Source organism: Shewanella psychropiezotolerans, from assembly GCF_007197555.1.
Classification (GTDB): Bacteria; Pseudomonadota; Gammaproteobacteria; order Enterobacterales; family Shewanellaceae; genus Shewanella; species Shewanella psychropiezotolerans.
In genome coordinates this window covers 3962945-3982622 of the sequence record NZ_CP041614.1, presented here as the reverse complement: position 1 = coordinate 3982622, position 19678 = coordinate 3962945, and the positions used below count along the sequence as shown (strand labels likewise).

Below are 19678 nucleotides of genomic sequence, written 5' to 3'. Positions count from 1 at the left end.
ATAGATAAATCTAACATTTACATTTGTTGCACAGTAATATGAGGGCGAATGGGCAGCGGGGTTAGAGACTGAGGATATCTGGATGTTGAGCCTGAGGAAGCTTAGTCTCTGTTCAGATGCTTAACAGAGATGTTTAATTGCTTTCGTTTTCTTTAGTATGGCGCGAACCACGGCTCTCAAGGACATATTTTCCTACTATCAGAAATAAGATCCCGCCTAAGATCATCGCAGAGGCGAGTATCAAGCGCATCGATATTGATTCACCCGCAAATATGATACCGCCAATAGCCGCGATAACAGGCACCACTAGCTGTACCACTGCCGCTTGTATCGAGCTCAAACCTGTCAGTGCAATATACCAGATGGTGTAGCCGATCCCCGAGGCGAGCCCGCCGGACACTATGGCTAATGCCAGGCCGGTATTTGATAGTTGAGCATCTTGAAATGTGACCAGGATTAAGAGGATAACGAAAGGTAAGGTACGCAGAAAATTATAGCTGGTATCTCCAAGTGCGCTTGCGGAGCCTCGCCCCATCAGAGTGTAACCTGCCCATGCAATGCCAGATATTGTCATCAGGATAAAACCTGACAGTGAAGGTGTCGCGAGTGTCGGCATCACCAGGTAAATGAACCCGCAAAAAGCCATTATCAGTCCGATCCACTCAGTATAGTGGAGTTTTTTACCGCTGAGCAGACTGGCTATAACCATAGTGAGTTGCACCGAGGCAAACAAGATGAGGGCGCCCATGCCTGTGGCCAATGATATATAGGCGAAGGAAAAGGTTATCGCGTAGATAAATAACAATATAGCGGCTCGCCAACTGCCTTTTGCTTTCGACTTCGACAGACTCAAAGCGTCGGCCGCAGATGTCCCTTGCAGGTTATCTTGTTCATCTTGGCTCGGGCTCTTACTCTCAGTGCGGCTAAAGCTAGATCCTAAGCTTGAGCGAGTGAAAGCTAAGATAATGATTAACACTAACATTCCGGATAGTAGCCGAACCCAAGTAAAGCTCGCCGCATCTATGGTGTTATCGCCTAATGCCAGGCGGCACAGGACTGAGTTAGCCGCGAACGCTATTAGGGCCAAAATCGTGTAGAGGCTGATGTTAAGTCTACTCAAGAGTTAATCAGATCCTTGTTGATTCGAATGAGTGTTTACCTTGGTTATAAGGCTTATGTTCTAAGTGGTTTAGCTAGAATATACCATTCGATAGTAGATAATCGAGAATAAATGAGCCAATCATCAGACCAGGACTGTTAGAGATAAATTGCTGTTTGCCCGGAGAAAGGCTCTAAGGAGTAAGTGAAGGGTAAAATGCCAGCTTAGCTAGCTGGCATTTATGTATGGGGAATTAGTCACTAATGCGTGTAGTGAAATGTATAACCAATATTGGGTGCTAATTATTCACTCATTAGCTTTGAGGTGCTGAATTGGCTCTCAACCGCCCAGACTCGATATCTTAGTTCGCTGCCTTCGGGCAGATAAAATACCTTATTCAGACGACTGTCATACCTGATTTTCAGCTCTGTACTGATTGGCACAAAAGCCTCTTTTTTGGCTTGTTTGAAACACGCCATCATTGTCGTTGGTCCCTGAGTGATCGAATCAACTTGGTAATAGTTATATCCCCACCCTTGAACCGAATGTTGTTGCAAGTCACCCGACAGGCTCCCGCCATTACAGTCCACCATCTGAGTTTGGCCTATCTGTATCTCGACCATGTAGTTCGACTCATCATCTAGTTTAGGCAGAGTGAGTATGTGTTGCACCATGCCTATTTCTGGTGCAGGAAACATCTTAGTCACGTCCTGGACTTGGTAATTGGATGAAGAGAAGGCCTGAGATGTGATGATATTTTGGTTGTGACCACTAGAGTTAAGATCCGTTGGATGAGCAGGGCTGGTGGCCGCTGCATTAAAAGATAATAGCGACACGGCTAAGATACTTCCTGCTGAAAATGTGATGGTCAATGCTTTCTTAGCGGCGTTGAGTGTCGATGAATTCATAAAATCTCCAAGAAAAAAATGGCTGTTTCTGTTTTAGATACCCTTATAAACGACCGGAAAATGAAAAGGGGTTAACTATTTTAATTTATTTTAAAACCAGAAGTGCACCACTTTAAAGCGAAAGCACCGAAAATGTACATCAATCGAAACTGAATTATATCTATTTAATTGATTTTATTGGTTTAATATTTTGGCATGAGGGCTGCATTGTTATGATCATTGCTGAGATAAAGCAAAAATAAAATAGAATCTATTCAATGTGGGGCGAATTTTATGCTGTTTGGTCGTAAAAAAAGAAAGCCTATCGTGATACCCAGCAAGAAAGTTGCACAGTGGAAGTACACCACCTGTAATTATTGCTCTACGGGGTGCTCTATCGAGATAGGCTTAAACGAGCAGAACAAGATTGTCACCACCCGAGGCCATGCTGGCGCCGATGTGAATCGGGGTAAACTCTGTATCAAGGGGATCTTAGAGCACGAGTTGTTCGAGAGTCCGGGCAGGGGAACAGAGCCTCTTATAAGAGACAAGCATTTCGAAGACTTTGAGCCTACTTCCTGGGATCACGCTCTGGATACCACGGCCGATAAGATCAAAGATATTCAAGCCAAGTATGGCCGCGATTCTTTTGCCATCGTCTCTTCCGGCCAGTTGTTGACCGAAGAGTTCTATACGTTAGGCAAGCTTGCCCGCGGTGTGATCGGTACTAATAACTACGACGGCAATACCACCTTATGTATGGCGTCCGCGGTCAGCGGCTATAAGCGCTCCTTCGGCGCCGACGGTCCGCCGGGGTGTTACGATGATTTCGAGCATACCCACTGTCTGATGGCTTTTGGCTCCAACCTTCCCGAGCAACATCCTATCATCTATTGGCGCCTGAAAGAGGCGCTGGAGAAGCGACATTTTCCTTTGATCGTGGTGGATCCCAGAGTGACCATGTTGGCGCAATTTGCCGATATTCACCTGCCGATCACTCCAGGTACAGATTGTGTGCTGATCAACGCCATGCTGCATGTGATCATCAATGAAGGCTTGCAAGATCAGGCCTATATCGACGCCCATACCCAAGGCTTCGAGGCGGTTAAGGCACTGGTGCAGGACTATAATCCTAAGCAAGCGCAACACATTTGCGGCATAGACGAAGATACCATACGTAATGTGGCGAGAATTTATGCTAAGGCACCGACGGCCATGAGCATCTGGACCATGGGGATAAATCAATCTACCCATGGCTCAGATGGTGTGGCCAACATCAATAACCTGAATATGATAACCGGTAATATAGGTAAGCCAGGTGGCACCAGCTTATCGATAACCGGTCAGTGTAATGCAATGGGCACCCGAGAGTGGTCATCTTGCTCGGGCTTACCCGGATATCGTTATCTGGAAAATGAAGCCGACAGAAACGAGATAGCCGATTTTTGGGGCATAGATCCTGAGTTCTTTCCCAAGAAACGCGGCCTGGCCGAGACCGATATCTTTCCAGCCATCGAGACTGGAGAGATAAAAGGCCTGTGGATCGTGGCCACTAATCCCATGACCTCAATGCCCAACACGGCGCGTATCCGTAAGGCGCTTGAGAAGCTAGACTTTCTGGTTATCCAAGACGTCTATAGCGATGTTGAGACTAACCAGTATTCTCATGTGTATCTGCCTGCATCAGTCTGGGCCGAAAAAGAGGGCACCCACACTAACACTGAGCGCAGGGTTAACCTGATCTGTAATGTCTTGCCTCCCTTTAAGAATTCTAAGCCAGATTTTTGGATCTTTAATCAGCTGGCCAAGCGCTTCGATAACGGTCAGATGATCCATTTTCCCGCGACACCGGAAGGGGCGTTCGAAGAGATGAAATACCTGTCTAAGGGCAAGTTGTCCCATGGCGGTCCGCGTCACTTAGATATTTCTGGCATGACCTATGAGAAAATCGAGGCAGCCAGAGGCATTCAGTGGCCATTTAGAGAGCAAGATGAAGGTCTCAAAGGCACAGCCAGGCTCTACAGCGATGGCCTGTTTCCGACTCAGTCAGGTAAGGCAAATCTGCTGCCCATTAATTTTTATAACAACAACGAGCAGCCCTGTGACGAGTATCCCTTCTGGCTTAATAGCGGCAGGGTGGTGGAGCATTTTCATACCCGTACCCGTACGGGCAAGATAGGCAACTGCAACAAGTTCAGCCCAACGGCGTACATGGAGATGAACCCAGACGCGGCTAAAGAGCTTGGGGTCGAACACCAGAGCTATGTGCGCCTCACGAGTCGTCGCGGCGATGCCGTAGTGATGGTGCAGTTGACCCACAGGGTGCCGCGTAACATGGTGTTTATCCCGTTTCATTACCACGATTGTGTCAACCGTCTCACCTTAGGTTTACTCGATCCCTATTCACGTCAGCCAGCATTTAAGCAGTGCAGCACGCGAATAGAGCCGATCGATCAAGATGAAGCGGCGCGGATCAACGTCGAGCGTCGTGCATTTTAGGGTGACGGAATAATTTTGCGAATTTGAAGCCTGAGATTTAAGGCTGGGGACGAGATAATGACATCACAGATAACTGAAGGCAGCAAATTGCACAGTGGCAATGACAAGGCGGGGGTAGGGCTATTTACCCCGGAGACCGGCTCAAGCATAAAGGTGGCCAAAGCGAACGCTTTGCCTAAGAGAGGCGAAGAGCAGCTGGGTCGCTCAAATCATTGGGAAGTTCGCACCGAGGAACAAGCTTATGCCTATCTGCCTAAGACCGACAGCGAGATAGAGAACCGCTACGGCAAACGTATCGATTTGGTGGAGTTGACCGACAATCCGGTGGGCCGTTCCATGTTTATCAACGATAATCCGGCAGTCGGCACAAATCCGGATCGTAACAAGCAGCATGGTTTCTTCTTTACCGCAGACAACTGTATCGGTTGTCATGCCTGTGAGTCGGCCTGCGCCGAGAAGAATGACACGCCAGCTCATCTGGCATTTCGCTCGGTTGGCTATGTGGAGGGGGGCTCATATCCAGATTATAAGCGGATGAACATCTCCATGGCCTGTAACCACTGTGACGATCCCGTCTGTCTCAAGGGCTGTCCGACCCGGGCTTATACCAAGCATGCCGAGTATGGCGCCGTGTTGCAGGACCCTGAAACCTGTTTCGGCTGTGGCTACTGCACCTGGGTGTGTCCCTACAATGCGCCTCAGTTGGATCCGGTTAAGGGAAGAGTGTCTAAGTGCAACATGTGTGTCGATAGGTTGGAAGTGGGCCTCAAGCCTGCGTGCGTCTCAGCCTGTGTGGGTAATGCACTGGATTTCGGTGTGATTGAGAATACGCCGGAGAGCCGTGAGCAATGTAAGACCAGCATTCCTGGCTTCCCGTCACCGGAAATCACGCGGCCCAACATACGTTTCCAGCAGACCAAGTCTATGCCGGAAGAGATGACGCGTACCGACTCCATGCCAATAAAATATCATAAGGGAAGTGATGGCCAATATAAGCCTATTCTTGATAAGAAGGGGGATCAAAAAGTGGGCAGGCAGCAACACTGGAATCTGGCCAAACTCAACAGTCGGGAGAATCCTCTGGTGCTGTTTACCCTGTTTGCTCAGGCTGCCCTGGGTACCTTTATGGTCCCCTTCTTGGCGGCCTTGGCCGGGGTCGAGCCGTTTGAGCTGTTTATGGCCTCAGACATGATGTTAGTACTGGTGGTTACATCGCTCTTTATGACCTTTTTTGGCCTGTTTATGAGCGTGACTCATCTAGGTAAACCTTTTCGTTTCTATCGTGGGTTTAACAACCTGCGTTACTCACCCATGAGCCGTGAAGGATTAGGCCTGGCTTTGTTCAGCGCCGGACTCGGCTTGATGGCCGTGTGCCTGCTAGCCACGAATACCTGGTTTAATGAGCTGCTGGTATCGGGCTTCGACATCGAACTCCCCGGGCTTACTGGCGCCTTGCCCTTGGTTAACCTGGCCCTGGGGGCGGGAATTTTTGCCGCTATCGCCGGCGCCACGGGCCTGTATTACATGAATCAGTGTTATCAGATCAAGGCGCGTCCGTTCTGGAATCATTGGCAGACGGTGACTAGCTTTGTGGGTAACAGCGTGTCCTTGGGGGCCATGGTGAGCGGCGTGATGATATTGAGCACACTCGCCGCATTGTCTCTGCCACTCTTGCCCGCCTTACAGCTACTGGGAGGTGTGTGGTTATTTGGCGTAGTGCTCGAAGCCATAGGTCTGATAGGTCACAACCGTGATCTCAATGCCAGTGAGAATGAGGGCGGCGCGGCGCACTATATTCAGTGCACTACCTTCGGCAAGACTTACAAGCTACGTAACCTGATGTTGACCTTGATTATCTTTGCCGGCCTGACATTACTGGCCCTGGGTGAACTTGGCTTGTTCAATACCCAAGGGCTAGCCTCAGAGCCGGTAGGCGTTAACCTGTGGGCATTCCTTGCCTGGTCAGTTATCGCCCTGATTAACTGTATCAGTGCCGTCATAGGTCGCGCGCTGTTTTATAACCTAGTGATACCTACCACCATGCCCGGCGCCTTCTTCTGGAAGAACAAGGGATTCGAGCAACATGCCAGAGACATAGGTTTAGCGGATAATCCGGCTTGTGGTGTGGCGCCGCTGGCCCATTAACTTAGCTCATTAGCAAATGCTTCTTGCCCTAGAGCTAGGGCAAGATAATAACAGCTGATTTCAGAGTTAAAAGAAGAGCCAGAACAATAAATATAGCCATGATAAGAATAACGAGTAGACACGAGGTGAGTATGCTGACATTGGACATGACCATAGAGAAGACCTGCTTGATTGGACTGACCTACTTTACTGCCGAAGGGGAGATGCTCAAGCAATCTCTGTTGGCGGGAAAGGTAAGCTCTTGTGATGCAGAAAAAGGCATCGGCATAGCCCTGTTCGAAAAGGAGAGTTCGGGTCAGGGAAGTAAGCAGTTCCTAATCCCCACAGATTTGTCATGTTGGTTTACAGCTCCCAAAGGACAATTCCACACCAGTGTCGAGGGCGTCACTGTGACCGACCCAAACTACCTGATCACCTGGGATATTTATCAGACCCGCTCCTATAAGCAAGAGTCTGATGAGAGAGAGGCTTCTAAACTGGTATCGGATAAGCAGCCAGGCAAACAAGGTGACGAGCAGATGCAGTGGTGGGAATGGAAACCTAGGACGGAGCAACCTAAGGTAGGTTAAGCGCAGGCTTGTCAGTGTTTAACGAACAAGACGACACAGATGAGCTTTGGCTTTCAGTGTCATCTTGTTAGCCCTGTATCTAGATCAAATGCAGATGTTCCATCATCTGCTTATTATCGGCTCTTCCCCAAAGCGTAGCGGAAGCTGAAGACATGCAGCCCCTGTTAAAGCTAAATCCGTCAGCTCTGTCATTGGCCAGTAATAAAGGGCCATCGAGATCCACGAAGGATGAGTAAGCGCCGATAAGGTAGGCGGGAGCCATGGCGAGAGACGTACCCACCATGCAGCCTGTCATTATGATAAATCCTCGCTGCTTAGCTTGTTGCATCAAGTTAACGGCCTCGGTAAGTCCACCTGTCTTATCTAACTTGATATTGACCGCCTGAAACTTATTCTGCAGATGTTTGAGATCGGCTGCCACATGACAAGATTCATCGGCGCAAAGAGGGATTGCCGGCTTAAATCCTGTGAGTAATTCATCTTGCTCGCTGGGTAGGGGCTGCTCGATGAGGGCGACGTTGAGTGGCACTAATTTGGGCAGAATGTCGGTTAAAATATCGATATTCCAGGCTTCATTCGCATCTATGATAAATTGGCTATTTGGAGCCGAGTGATGGATTTGCTGCATTTTTCCCAGGATATCATCCGCGTCTAACTTGATTTTTATCAGAGGATTCGTTTTCAGTTCACCGGCGGCTTTGGCCATTTTATCCGGGGCATCGAGACTCAAGGTTTGCGCCGTATTGAGCTCAGTTTTCAATGCCAGTGAAAGCAGTGTGTGCACATTGGTTTGAGCCTGCTTAGCCTTTAAATCCCATAGGGCACAGTCGATGACATTCCTCGCCGCCCCAGCTGGCATTATGGTCAGTAATTCGCCACCAGTCAGCTCGCTATGGACTGAGGGCATGATGTGTTCAATTTGAGCCACAACAGAGGCAAGAGTCTCACCGTATCGGGCGTAGGGTACGGATTCAGCCCAGGCTGTGTGTTTTCCATCTGTTAGCATCAGCACGACCACATCGGCTTGTGTCTTTGCGCCTCGGGAGATCCTGAATTCTTTCGCCAGTGGCCAGGCTTGTGTATGGATCTTGTAATTGAGGCTCATAGTAAACACTCTATGATGTTATCGACGCCGTGACGTAAAGGGTCGACGCAAGGCTGGTGGAATTCTTTGGCTATTTTCTCGCAGACTCTTATGGCCTCATCTTCACTCACGCTTGAGGTATTAACTGCGATACCTATCACTTTCGCTGCCGGGTTGGTTAACTTTGCAGCGTTTAAGTTGAGCGTTAATGTGTCAGAAATTGATGGGGGTAAACACTTGCTCAATCCTCTCATGGACTCGCGGCCTAAAGCGTGGCAAATCACTAAAGTATCTGGCTGTGAGCCGTGTAATAACCCTAAGCTAACGCCGGCAAAAGCCGGATGAGACAATGAGCCCTGACCTTCAATGATATCCCAATGGTCATCATGGTTATCAGGAGAGAGAGATTCACTCGCTCCGGCGATAAAATCGGCCACAACACAATCGATAGCAACGCCATGACCTGCGATCAAAATTCCGCATTGGCCTGTCGCTCTGAAATCGACATCGAGACCTCGTTGTAACATCGCTTTTTCTAAACAGAGTGAGGTGTACATTTTACCCACAGAGCAGTCGGTGCCCACAGTCAGCAGACGCTTACCTGTGCGCTTGACACCGTTACCTGTGGTGAACTTTTGTTGGGGATGCCTGATATCGATAAGCTGCAGGTTTTTCTCATCCGCGACTCGTTTGATATCGGCAATGTCAGTCAATTTATCGTGCAAGCCACTGACGATATGGAGACCGGCGTTCAGTGCCTTAATTATATAGGGGACCCAACTGGTGTCTATCGTGCCGCCGCAGTTGGCAAAGCCGAGTACAAAGGTATTGGCCCCCTTATCTCTGGCTTCCTCTATGCCCATATCCTGCAGACCAGCGGAGACTTCACAGCCTACTAACCTTAGTTGGCCGACACACAGATCCGGACGCCAATCGGCAACGCCCTGAGCCATTTTGATGGAGAGTTTATCTGTGGCATCACCAAGGAAGAGTAAGTATGGTGCTGTTATTTTCATATTAGCCTTAAGGTTATTTAGCACATGACTTAACGCTAAGCGATCAACTCCGAGGTGGAAAATACTATCTATTAGTAACGATATAACTCAAGGTTATGGGTGCTGTTTTAATGACCACTTATTAGTCATTGTTTTCACCTCTTGCAGGAATTCGCTGGCAATTTTTGACAGGCTCTTATTCTCCAGATGCAGGGCCGATAACGTAAAGTTAAGCGGTGGAGAAAATGTCGCCATAGATACATTGTCATTATGGTTACCTGCCGCCGTATATTCATCGACGACACACAAACCTATCTTCTGAGCGACCAGACGAGCCGCAATAAAGTAGGTCTGCACCTGTATATTACTCTCGACCGATATTCCCTCTTGGTTGATGCGGTTCCACAGCATATCTCCTAATGGCCCGCTGTCCCAGATACCGATAAGTTCTTTATTTTCCAGAATATTGATGGCAACAGATTCTGGCTGATTGGCTAACATATCATTGGGGTACATGAGTATTAACTCAGACTCACATATGACTTGCTGCTCTACACCGGATAATGGCGGCGGAGAGAACATCAAGGCGAGATCAATTTTGTGTTCGAGTAAGGCCTGTAATACATTTTCGTTGTGAATGGTCTCTAAGTTTATATGGATTTCCGGATGGGAGCGCCTATAGGCCGCCACTGAGGCGGGTAATAGATCGAAACCTAAAGCTGGAGTCAGGCCAATACTGATGCTGCCACTGCGGCTTTTTCTTATGTTGTCGGCCGTATTGCGCACCGCATGGATCTGCTTATAGACCTTATCCACTTCACTGAACAGCATCTGGGCTTCGCTGGTTGGGCTTAAGCGGCCTTTTTGACGCTGAAACAGGGGAAAACCCAGCTGCATTTCGGCATGGGCCAGCACCTTACTGACCGAAGGTTGTGAAACATGCAGAAACTGAGCTGCATTGGTTATCGATCCCGTAGTATAGATGGCATGAAAAACCTCAATATGACGTAATCTCATCGGACCCTCGTTTTTATATTTATCGTATCAATGGGTTTGGTATTAACATTCTTATCCTGACTAAGCTCTATTTAACAGTAAAGTGCTTGCTGATAAAACTAGCTGTGAGTCATATGAGCTATCTATTCGGTAGTTTAGATTGTATGAAAAATCTCAAAGACCAAACAAAATTCAATGATGCGCTTATTTTAATTGATGATATTGCCCTGATCGAGTGACAGTCAGCAAGTATTGTTTGCTCTAAGAAGTATTCGCTTTAACTTGTGTGTACACACCTGTTTGTTTTTTTGATGTGTTTAGTATATTATCTCAGGTTATTATCAGAGGTGTAGTGAGTTTGTATGTATTTTTTACAAGTGTTGAGATGGATATAAATATGAAAGTACTACCCGAAGGCGTGAGTTATTCAGAAGGACTCTATGCCGTTGAAATCTCAAGTTGCAGTGGCCTGGAGACTAAGTATTATAAAGATCCGCTGATAGCATTTACTACCAAAAGAAGGGCCGATCGTAAGGAAGCCATTAGACAAGATAAACGCTTGGCTATGCAGATGGTTAATGACTAGTGCTATTCATAGTAATACAAAATCATTTTTATAAACCAGTTTAACTATTACCACAGCCTATTAAAATAATCATAATTGTGAATGGTGACTATAAATATTAAGTCATATGTAAGATTGGATAATATCTTAATTGTTAAAAGTTCGTTTGTGTTTGTTTTATTTATTCTGGTTCGCATCTGTTTTTCATGGTTAATATAATGATAGCTCAACTTCTTGTTTTGGTTTTTTAACTATATGCTTTTGCAAAGTGTTGAAAGTTATTATTAATTTGTCTGTATTTTTTAACTTTTCTGATGGTTAATTGTTTTCATTGATTACTTCTGCGAGAATTAACAAATATAGATCTTATTGGTATCACCTGATTCAATTTGTATCTTTATGGTGTTATTTATTTGACTCTTGAGTTGTTTTTGAACACTTTGAATAAGTGAAAGCTAAACAATATTTATTCAAGCTATCAATATATTCCTAGTTAATTCTTAATTTATTGAATTTAGAAAAGGAGTTCGACATGAAAATATCAAGTTCAGTTAGTGCCTTATTTCTGTTTATGGCATGTTTACCATTCCTGGTTTCTGCTAATACACCAGAACCTATCTACCCAGATCAATTGAAATTATTTAACCTTGGATCAGAGAACTGTGGAGAATCTTATCGCACCGTCACCCGTGATGAGGCCCAATCGGCTAAGTCTTCTATCGTTGCCAAAATGGGAAAATGGCAAATATCCGGTCTCGCCGATAACTGGGTGATCATGGGGCCCGGATATTACGGTGAGATAAAGCCAGGCACAGCAAATAATACATGGTGCTACCCTAAAAACAGTGATATTGATGAGATCCCTGTTTTATCTACGCGTGCTATTCCCTCTGGTGATGAAGTGGATGTGCAATGGCGACTCGTTCATGATCAAAATTATTTTGTTCAGCCTGCTAGTTATTTAGCTCACTTTCTAGGTTATGCCTGGGTCGGTGGTAACCATAGCAACTATGTTGGTGAAGATATGGATATTGTCCGCGAGGGAGATAGTTGGCGTATTCAAGGTAATAACCAAGGTTCTTGTAGCGGCTACAGGTGTGGAGAAAAGACATCCATTAGGGTCAGTAACTTTGCGTACACCCTGGACCATACTGGTTTTTCTCATGGAGAAATTACTGAATCAGGTAAGCAACTGATTAAAACGATTACTGCCAATGCAGTGAATCATGAAGATACGCCTCAACAGGTGGTAGTGACATTAAGGTACGACACGGCCAGCAATTGGTCGAAAACAGATACTTATGGTTTAAGTGAGAAAGTCACTACAAAAAATAAGTTTAAGTGGCCCTTGGTGGGAGAAACTGAAATCTCAATCGAGATAGCTGCAAATCAGTCTTGGTCTTCTCAAACTGGCGGGTCTGAGAATAACGGTGTATCGGTTGAAGCTAGACCTATGGTACCGGCCAACTCGACAACTCCAATCAGGATAGCCATTTATAAATCAAGTATTTCATATCCTTATCAGTTCGATGCCGATATCAGTTATGATTTGACCTTAAATGGTTTCTTACGTTGGGGAGGCAATGCTTGGTATACCCATCCGGAAAATCGTCCGACCAAGTCTCATACTTTCACCATTGGGCGGTGGAAAGATAATGCCAGCAGCATCACTTACCAATGGGATAAACGTTATATCCCAGGTGAGATCAAGTGGTGGGATTGGTCATGGACAATCGATGAATATGGTTTATCTACCATGAGAAATACGTTGGGGCGAGTCCTAAGGCCAATAAAATCTTCAGTTACGGGTGATTTTTATGCTGAAAACCAATTCGCTGGTGATATCGAGATTGGTTACCCTAAAACTCGTCAGCTTGATAGCTCGAGAAATGGCGGACAAGGGGTAGAGCTTAAAGATATCAACTTCAGTGCAGATGAAATGGATTTACTCGGTTTCGAAAATGTTGAATTGACTGTGACACCTCTAGTGCAACCGTAACAGAGCTAAATCATTTAAGCTGGTAATTAAACAGTAATTACCCCATTCCTTATGGTTTGGGGTAAATTAAATAATTGGTCTATCTGAGTTATCCTCTCTTAAAATATGATTTATGTAAAAGTCTATAATAAATTAATTGATGAAGTTTTATTAGTTTTATAGCTTAAATAAATGGGTCATATTAACTAAGCTACTTAAATTTTTAACCATCCTCACTTATAGCGTCAATTTCTCTATCACTTGTCAATTTTTTGCGCCATAAATTTACTCAAAGATAGTTCTTTCTTCCGATTGTGCACGTATTTTTAGCTCTATAGCATGATGGTTAACGATTTGTTGGTTTTATGTGGTTTATGGTTTTTGATTATATAAAAAATTATGTTTTGCATAGGTTTTATATGAGTTTGTTAATCAAAACACTTACCGACATGAATATCATCGAGTTGAAAATGACTTGGGTATCTGTATTTTCAGAGATTCTATCTTTTTAATAAATCAATGGGTCAAAATAATGCTAAACAATAAAATGTCTTTGGTTTTTCTCGCTGTATCGGCGTCTATGGCGAGTTCAGCATATGCAGCCAATAAAGTTGACGTGTTTAACTTGATAAATACAACGGCCAGTAATAATATTCAGAATATTATCTCTGCCGAGAAAGGCAGTGAATTTAGAGTATCTAAGGAGATATCTCTGGGGAAATTAGGTACTAAACAACGTTTACAGCAATATTTTTATGGTATACCTGTATTTGGTTATTCTGTCAGTGCCTCAAAATCTAATATGGGTTTTTATTCTCAGATACAAGGTTCGATTCTTGCAAATATAGCTAAACCTGAAAGTTTTGTTAAAGCGAAAATAACGTCAGAGCAGGCACTTGATATTTCGATGAAGAAGACGTCGAAAAAAAACCTGAAGTCTGATGTAAACAATCCTAAATCTGACATGTGGATCTATCATGATAAATCGGGTGAGCCTAGACTGGTATATATCACCTCCTATGTGGTTTATGGCACGAGTCCCAGCCGTCCTTTTACTATTGTGGATGCCAAAACTGGTGCAGTCATCGAGCGTTGGGAGGGTCTTAATCATGCACAGGTAGGCACCGGACCTGGCGGTAACGATAAAGTTGGCCAATACGAATATGGTACTGATTTTGGCTTCTTAGATGTGATTGAATCTGGTGATAACTGCACCATGGACTCGGCTAATGTAGCAACTGTTAACCTCAATCATGGCAGCAGCGGCAACACGGCATTTAGTTACCTTTGTCCTCGCAATACAGTGAAGGAAATTAACGGTGCTTTCTCTCCGCTCAACGATGCACATTTTTTCGGCAACGTCATCTATAACATGTTTAGCGACTGGTATAACACTGCGCCATTGAGCTTTAAATTAACCATGCGTGTGCATTATGGCACCGAATACGAGAATGCGTTCTGGGATGGCTCAGCGATGACATTTGGCGATGGTAAAGACTTCTTTTATCCTTTAGTGAGCCTGGATGTGTCAGCCCATGAAGTCAGCCATGGATTCACCGAGCAGAACTCAAGCCTAGTGTATGCCAATCGTTCGGGAGGGATGAATGAAGCCTTCTCTGATATGGCCGGTGAAGCCGCAGAATTTTATATGCTAGGAAGTAATGATTGGTTAGTGGGCGCTGGGATTTTCAAAGGGGAAGGGGCGTTAAGATATATGGCCGATCCGACCCAAGATGGTAATTCAATCGGTAATGCGGCGGATTATTATGATGGCATCGATGTGCACCATAGCTCTGGAGTATTTAATAAAGCCTTCTATACCTTAGCCAACACATCAGGTTGGGACACTCGAAAGGCATTTGATGTGATGGTGAGGGCCAACCAAGTCTACTGGACCGCTAACAGTAAATTCTGGGATGGGGCATGTGGTGTGAAGAGTGCTGCTGCCGATCTTGGTTACAGTGAAGCCGATGTACTGGCTGCGTTTACAGCTGTGGGTGTGGAGGCGTGTGTCGAGCCGGATCCTGAGCCAGAACCTACTCCGGAAATATTGACTAACGGTACTTCGGTACAAGTCTTAGGAAATACAGGAAATAAAGCTTATTACACCTTAGAAGTTGGTGCACAGGTTACAGATTTGAGCTTTGTTATCACAGGTGGAACAGGTGATGCTGATCTCTATGTGAAATTTGGTGAAGTGCCATCATCTGATAACTATGATTGTCGCCCTTATGAGTCAGGAAATGAAGAGACATGTTCAATCGATTCAGCCCAAGAGGGGACATATTGGGTAATGTTACATGCTTGGGAAGCATTTGATGGCGTAAGCCTGACAGGCAGTTACCAAGGCGTTGATTTGCCAAATGAGGCGCCTGTGGCCGCATTCGAAGCAAGTTTTGATAGGGGCAATGGCACATTTACCAGTACCAGTACCGACAGTGATGGTGATATTTCGGATTGGAGTTGGAGCTTCGGCGATGGTGCATCGGCCAATGGAGAATATGCGACTCACAGTTATGCAGCGTCGGGGAGCTATGATGTTAGCCTAACCGTCATAGACGATGATGGAGCCTCTACAACTGTGACTCAGACCTATGAGGTTGAAGTGTCTGATGCCGCCATCGATTTGACCGTGACACGAGCCAAGATATCTAACCGAGGCACAATTCGTGTGACGCTGGATTGGAGTGGTGACTTTGCTCAAAGTTACACCGTCTATCGTGATGGAACAGCAGTAGGCACATCGACAAATACTCACTATACCGACAGGTTCCACGGTGAAGTGGGTAGTAGCTTTACCTATAAGGTCTGCTTATCTGATACAGAATGTTCAAATGATAGAGTCGTGAGTTTTTAAATTAACCATTAACGTCATTGATACCGATAGGTATTAACAAAAAAACCACTCTTATCCAGGGTGGTTTTTTAATGCTTAACGCTTACTGAATTATCATCGAGAAGAAGATAACCTTAACCATTACTGATAAAACCTTCATGCTTGTAGGGTAAAATTGTGCTGGCGACTTGTTTCATCGCCGAGGTTAGCTTGGTCAGCTGCTTTGGTGTGATCACATAGGGCGGCATAATATAAATCAGATTAGAAAACGGTCTAATCCAGACGCCTAAATCGACAAACTTTTGCTGAAGCTCAGCGGTATTGACGGTCGCGTTCATCTCTATAACCCCTATGCCGCCCAGCACTCGCACATCTTGTACTTCCGGGAAATCGATGGCTTCTGCCAGCTCAGTTTTTAATTGAGCTTCTATGCTGGCGATTTGTCCTTGCCATTCACCATTTGCAAGCAGGTCTAAGCTGGCACAAGCGGCGGAGCAGGCTAACGGGTTACCCATAAAGGTGGGGCCATGCATAAACACGCCGGCAGGGGAGTCGCTGATCCCTTGTGCGACTTCATCACTGCATAGGGTGACAGCGAGAGATATATAGCCGCCGGTGAGCGCTTTGCCTAAACAGAGGATATCGGCCTCGACGGTGTGTCCATTAATTGTGGCGTGCTCATAGGCAAACATCTTACCGGTGCGGCCAAAGCCCGTGGCTATCTCATCAAGTATCAGTAGCACCTTAAATTCATCACAAAGCTGACGCAAGCCGACCAGGTAATCCGGGTGGTAGAAACGCATGCCCCCAGCGCCTTGCAGAATTGGCTCGATTATCACTGCGGCAATGTCATCGTGCATCGCCTCAAGCTTGGCCCGCATCTCGCACAGTTCGCTGGGATTAAAACTGGCGCCAAAACTGGCCTGTGGCGCGCTAACAAATTCGTGCTGAGTGACTGAGTCGCCGAACATAGTGTGCATGCCACCTTCAGGATCACATATGCTCATGGCGGCGAAAGTATCGCCGTGGTAGCCGCACTTTACCGTGAGAATGCGCTGTTTGTTAGGCTGATTTCTGCCTTGCCAATATTGTAGGGCCATTTTAAGCGCCACTTCGACGGCAATAGAGCCCGAGTCCGCTAAAAATACCTTAGTTAGGTTATCACTGGTCATGGCGATCAGTTTTTTCGAGAGTTCGATGGCTGGTTGATGTGTTATGCCGCCAAACATCACATGGCTGAGTTTGCTTAGCTGTGTCTGCATTGCATCGACGATGACGGGATGACTGTAACCGTGAACACAGGCCCACCAGGAGCTGGTGCCATCGATAAGCTGGCGGCCATCATCTAAGGTGAGTTCGCACTCTTTTGCCGATACCACACCGAACGCGGGCAAGGCATTACTCATTGAGGTATAAGGGTGCCAGATGTGCTGCTTATCAAACTCAAGATCTATGCTGGATGTCGAAGATTTTGATGTAGAAAGAGTCGCTGCTGAGATACTAGGACTGATATCGGAATTGTTTTTGTTCATATATTGACCGTTAGTAAACCTATTTGACTGGTTGGCGTTGACAGATTACGACCTGCAGGTATCCTAGGCAAGATAAAAACAAATTATATTGAGCAAAAAGGGTAAGTTAAATGTCGGATATACAGCTGCGCTATAATTGGCAACGTGATGAAATAAAAGAACTTTTTGATTTACCTATGAATGACCTCCTGTTTAAGGCCCATTCATTACATCGTCAGGTATTCGATCCAAACGAAGTGCAGATCAGCCGATTATTGTCGATTAAAACTGGTGCTTGTCCCGAAGATTGCAAATATTGCCCCCAGAGTGCCCGCTACGACACGGGTCTGGAGAAAGAGCGACTCATCGAGATTGACAAGGTATTGACCGAGGCTCGTAGTGCCAAGGCTGCCGGTGCTTCACGTTTCTGTATGGGCGCCGCCTGGCGTAATCCCCACCCAAGAGACATGCCTTATTTAAAAGATATGGTCAGCGAAGTCAAAGGCATGGGAATGGAGACCTGCATGACCTTAGGCATGCTTTCTCCTGAGCAAGCCGGCGAGCTGGCTGAGGCGGGACTGGACTACTATAACCATAACTTAGACACCTCTCCCGAGTACTACGGCGACATCATCACCACGCGAACGTATCAGGACAGACTCGATACCCTGTCTAACGTGCGCGCCGCCGGCATGAAAGTCTGTTCCGGCGGCATCGTCGGCATGGGCGAACAGGCAAGTGATCGTGCCGGTTTATTGCAGCAGCTGGCGAACATGGAGCAGCATCCTGATTCTGTCCCCATTAATATGCTGGTTAAAGTCGCTGGCACGCCGTTCGAGAATATCGACGATCTCGACCCCTTAGTCTTTGTGCGTACGATTGCCGTGGCGCGGATCTTAATGCCTTATTCAAGAGTTCGCTTGTCGGCAGGGCGTGAGAAGATGTCTGATGAGATGCAGGCCATGTGTTTCTTCGCCGGGGCTAACTCTATCTTCTACGGTTGTAAGCTATTAACCACCAACAACCCGGAAGAGAATGAAGATATGACACTGTTTAAGCGTCTGGGTTTACATCCGGAGCAGGGCAAGTATGCCACGGTCGAAGATGATAAGGCCGTATTTGTTAAGGCGACGGCTAAGGCGAATGCCATCAGAGATAAAAAGAGTGCTGCCTTCTACGATGCGGCAGCCCTATAAATTAGATGAGAGTTCTGAATTGGCTCTCGAGTGAGTAAGGGCGATGAGTACTGCTATGCTTGATAAGATTGAAAAGGCTCAGGCCCAGCTTGCCAGTCGAGGCTTGCTGCGCCGCAGAAATGCTATTTCAGCAAGCTTGCCTTGCGAGCCAAATCTTGAATTGTCCGGCGCGTTATCCTTCACGCTAGAGGGCAAGCATTACCTGAATTTTAGCAGTAACGACTATCTTGGCTTATCTCGCTCATCTAAGTTAATCGATGCCATGTGCAGCGCCGCCAAACGTTATGGTGTCGGCAGCGGTTCTTCACCTTTGGTGACAGGTTACAGTGAGGCGCATTTAGCATTGGAGCAGAGGCTGTGCAAGATCACCGGCCACCAGGCGGCCTTGTTATTTTGCTCGGGTTTCAGTGCCAATACGGCATTGATGAAGACCCTGTTCGACTCAAGTGACACTGTGATGGCAGATAAGCTAATGCATGCCTCTGTCATCGATGGCTTAAAAGATAGTCAGGCTCAGTTGAAGCGGTTTTTACATAATGATATCGCCAGCGCCGAGCGCATAATGAATCAGCGAGTTCCCACCGCCTTAGTCACCGAAAGTATTTTTAGCATGGACGGTGATATAGCACCGCTTTCATCGCTGTCTCAACTCTGTAAGCGGAATAATGTCAGCCTGATTGTCGATGATGCCCATGGTTTTGGCGTGCAAATACCGCCGTTAGTCGATGCCAAAATTGCCGATATCCAGGTGGTGACCTTTGGTAAGGCCTTAGGTTGCCAAGGCGCGGCTATCTTAGCCAGTCAGCAGGTGATCGATTTTCTGGTCTCTAATGCCAGAGAGTATATCTACTCGACCGCCATTTCACCTGTGAATGCTTGCGTTGCTCTAGCCGCGGTGGATTTGATTGATACAGACAGGTCTCTGGCTCAAAGACTCGGTGATAATATTCGCTACTTTAGATTGCAATGTGAACAGGCCAACATCAAATTGGCCGATTCAGGCACTGCAATTCAGCCCTTGGTATTGGGTGATGTTGATACCACCTTGCTCGTTGCCGACAAACTTAAGCAGTTAGGACTCTGGGTCGGAGCTATCCGTCCTCCAACAGTGCCTAAAGGCTCTGCGCGACTGCGAATGACCATCACAGCTATGCATACTCGCGATGATATCGACAGGTTAGTGGACGGACTGAGCACTAGCTTAGCCTAATTTCGAATAGTGATATTTAATGGTATTAAAGGCTCTGCACGACGACGAATGACTATCGTGCACGGCCATGCATACTCGCGATGATATCGACAGATTAGTGGATGGATT

General features: G+C 46.3%; 14 protein-coding genes. 8 read left to right on the top strand and 6 right to left on the bottom strand.

The features are described from left to right. Positions 1–133: 133 nt before the first annotated feature. Positions 134–1120, bottom strand: a complete 987-nt coding sequence (locus FM037_RS17715) for a DMT family transporter (RefSeq protein WP_227992526.1) — start codon at positions 1118–1120, stop codon at positions 134–136. A gap of 281 nt (positions 1121–1401) precedes the next feature. Continuing rightward, positions 1402–2007 carry a serine protease inhibitor ecotin gene (gene eco, locus FM037_RS17710; protein WP_144047066.1) on the bottom strand — a complete coding sequence of 202 codons (606 nt, stop codon included), beginning with the start codon at positions 2005–2007 and terminating at the stop codon, positions 1402–1404. A 273-nt stretch (positions 2008–2280) separates the two neighbouring features. Between eco and FM037_RS17705 the strand changes: the two genes are divergently transcribed. The 3 genes from FM037_RS17705 to FM037_RS17695 all read left to right on the top strand — a co-directional run bounded on the left by FM037_RS17705 (position 2281) and on the right by FM037_RS17695 (position 7199). Then, positions 2281–4485, top strand: a complete 2205-nt coding sequence (locus tag FM037_RS17705; protein WP_144047065.1) for a molybdopterin oxidoreductase family protein — start codon at positions 2281–2283, stop codon at positions 4483–4485. A gap of 57 nt (positions 4486–4542) precedes the next feature. Next, positions 4543–6630: a DmsC/YnfH family molybdoenzyme membrane anchor subunit gene (locus FM037_RS17700; RefSeq protein WP_144047064.1), complete on the top strand. Its 2088-nt coding sequence runs from the start codon at positions 4543–4545 to the stop codon at positions 6628–6630. A gap of 131 nt (positions 6631–6761) precedes the next feature. Beyond that, complete coding sequence (locus FM037_RS17695; RefSeq protein WP_144047063.1) at positions 6762–7199, top strand: hypothetical protein; 438 nt, start codon at positions 6762–6764, stop codon at positions 7197–7199. Between the two features lie 79 nt (positions 7200–7278). On the opposite strand, the gene dgcA is transcribed toward FM037_RS17695, so the two are convergent. From dgcA to FM037_RS17680, 3 genes are all read right to left on the bottom strand, one after another. Further along, on the bottom strand, positions 7279–8304 hold the full coding sequence (gene dgcA / locus FM037_RS17690; protein WP_144047062.1) for an N-acetyl-D-Glu racemase DgcA: 1026 nt from the start codon (positions 8302–8304) through the stop codon (positions 7279–7281). After that, positions 8301–9299, bottom strand: coding sequence for an N-acetyltransferase DgcN (gene dgcN, locus FM037_RS17685; RefSeq protein WP_144047061.1), 999 nt, complete (start codon positions 9297–9299; stop codon positions 8301–8303). The genes dgcA and dgcN overlap by 4 nt, the downstream gene beginning before the upstream one ends. A gap of 93 nt (positions 9300–9392) precedes the next feature. After that, positions 9393–10295, bottom strand: coding sequence for a LysR family transcriptional regulator (locus tag FM037_RS17680; RefSeq protein ID WP_144047060.1), 903 nt, complete (start codon positions 10293–10295; stop codon positions 9393–9395). Positions 10296–10671: 376 nt separating this feature from the next. On the opposite strand from FM037_RS17680, the gene FM037_RS17675 reads away from it, so the two are divergent. From FM037_RS17675 to FM037_RS17665, 3 genes are all read left to right on the top strand, one after another. Continuing rightward, positions 10672–10860 carry a hypothetical protein gene (locus tag FM037_RS17675; RefSeq protein WP_144047059.1) on the top strand — a complete coding sequence of 63 codons (189 nt, stop codon included), beginning with the start codon at positions 10672–10674 and terminating at the stop codon, positions 10858–10860. A 511-nt stretch (positions 10861–11371) separates the two neighbouring features. Continuing rightward, the gene (locus FM037_RS17670) at positions 11372–12838 is read left to right on the top strand and encodes an aerolysin family beta-barrel pore-forming toxin (protein ID WP_185976849.1); all 1467 of its coding nucleotides are present in this window, start codon (positions 11372–11374) and stop codon (positions 12836–12838) included. Between the two features lie 511 nt (positions 12839–13349). Continuing rightward, complete coding sequence (locus tag FM037_RS17665) at positions 13350–15674, top strand: M4 family metallopeptidase (RefSeq protein WP_152829053.1); 2325 nt, start codon at positions 13350–13352, stop codon at positions 15672–15674. Positions 15675–15787: 113 nt separating this feature from the next. On the opposite strand, the gene bioA is transcribed toward FM037_RS17665, so the two are convergent. Further along, positions 15788–17185 (bottom strand): adenosylmethionine--8-amino-7-oxononanoate transaminase, encoded by a 1398-nt coding sequence (gene bioA, locus FM037_RS17660; protein WP_152829054.1) that lies wholly within the window; start codon positions 17183–17185, stop codon positions 15788–15790. Positions 17186–17295: 110 nt separating this feature from the next. On the opposite strand from bioA, the gene bioB reads away from it, so the two are divergent. Further along, on the top strand, positions 17296–18360 hold the full coding sequence (gene bioB, locus FM037_RS17655) for a biotin synthase BioB (protein ID WP_144047058.1): 1065 nt from the start codon (positions 17296–17298) through the stop codon (positions 18358–18360). Between the two features lie 43 nt (positions 18361–18403). Next, entirely contained in the window at positions 18404–19570 is a 1167-nt protein-coding gene (locus tag FM037_RS17650) for an 8-amino-7-oxononanoate synthase (RefSeq protein WP_144047057.1), read from the top strand. Positions 19571–19678 lie beyond the last annotated feature (108 nt).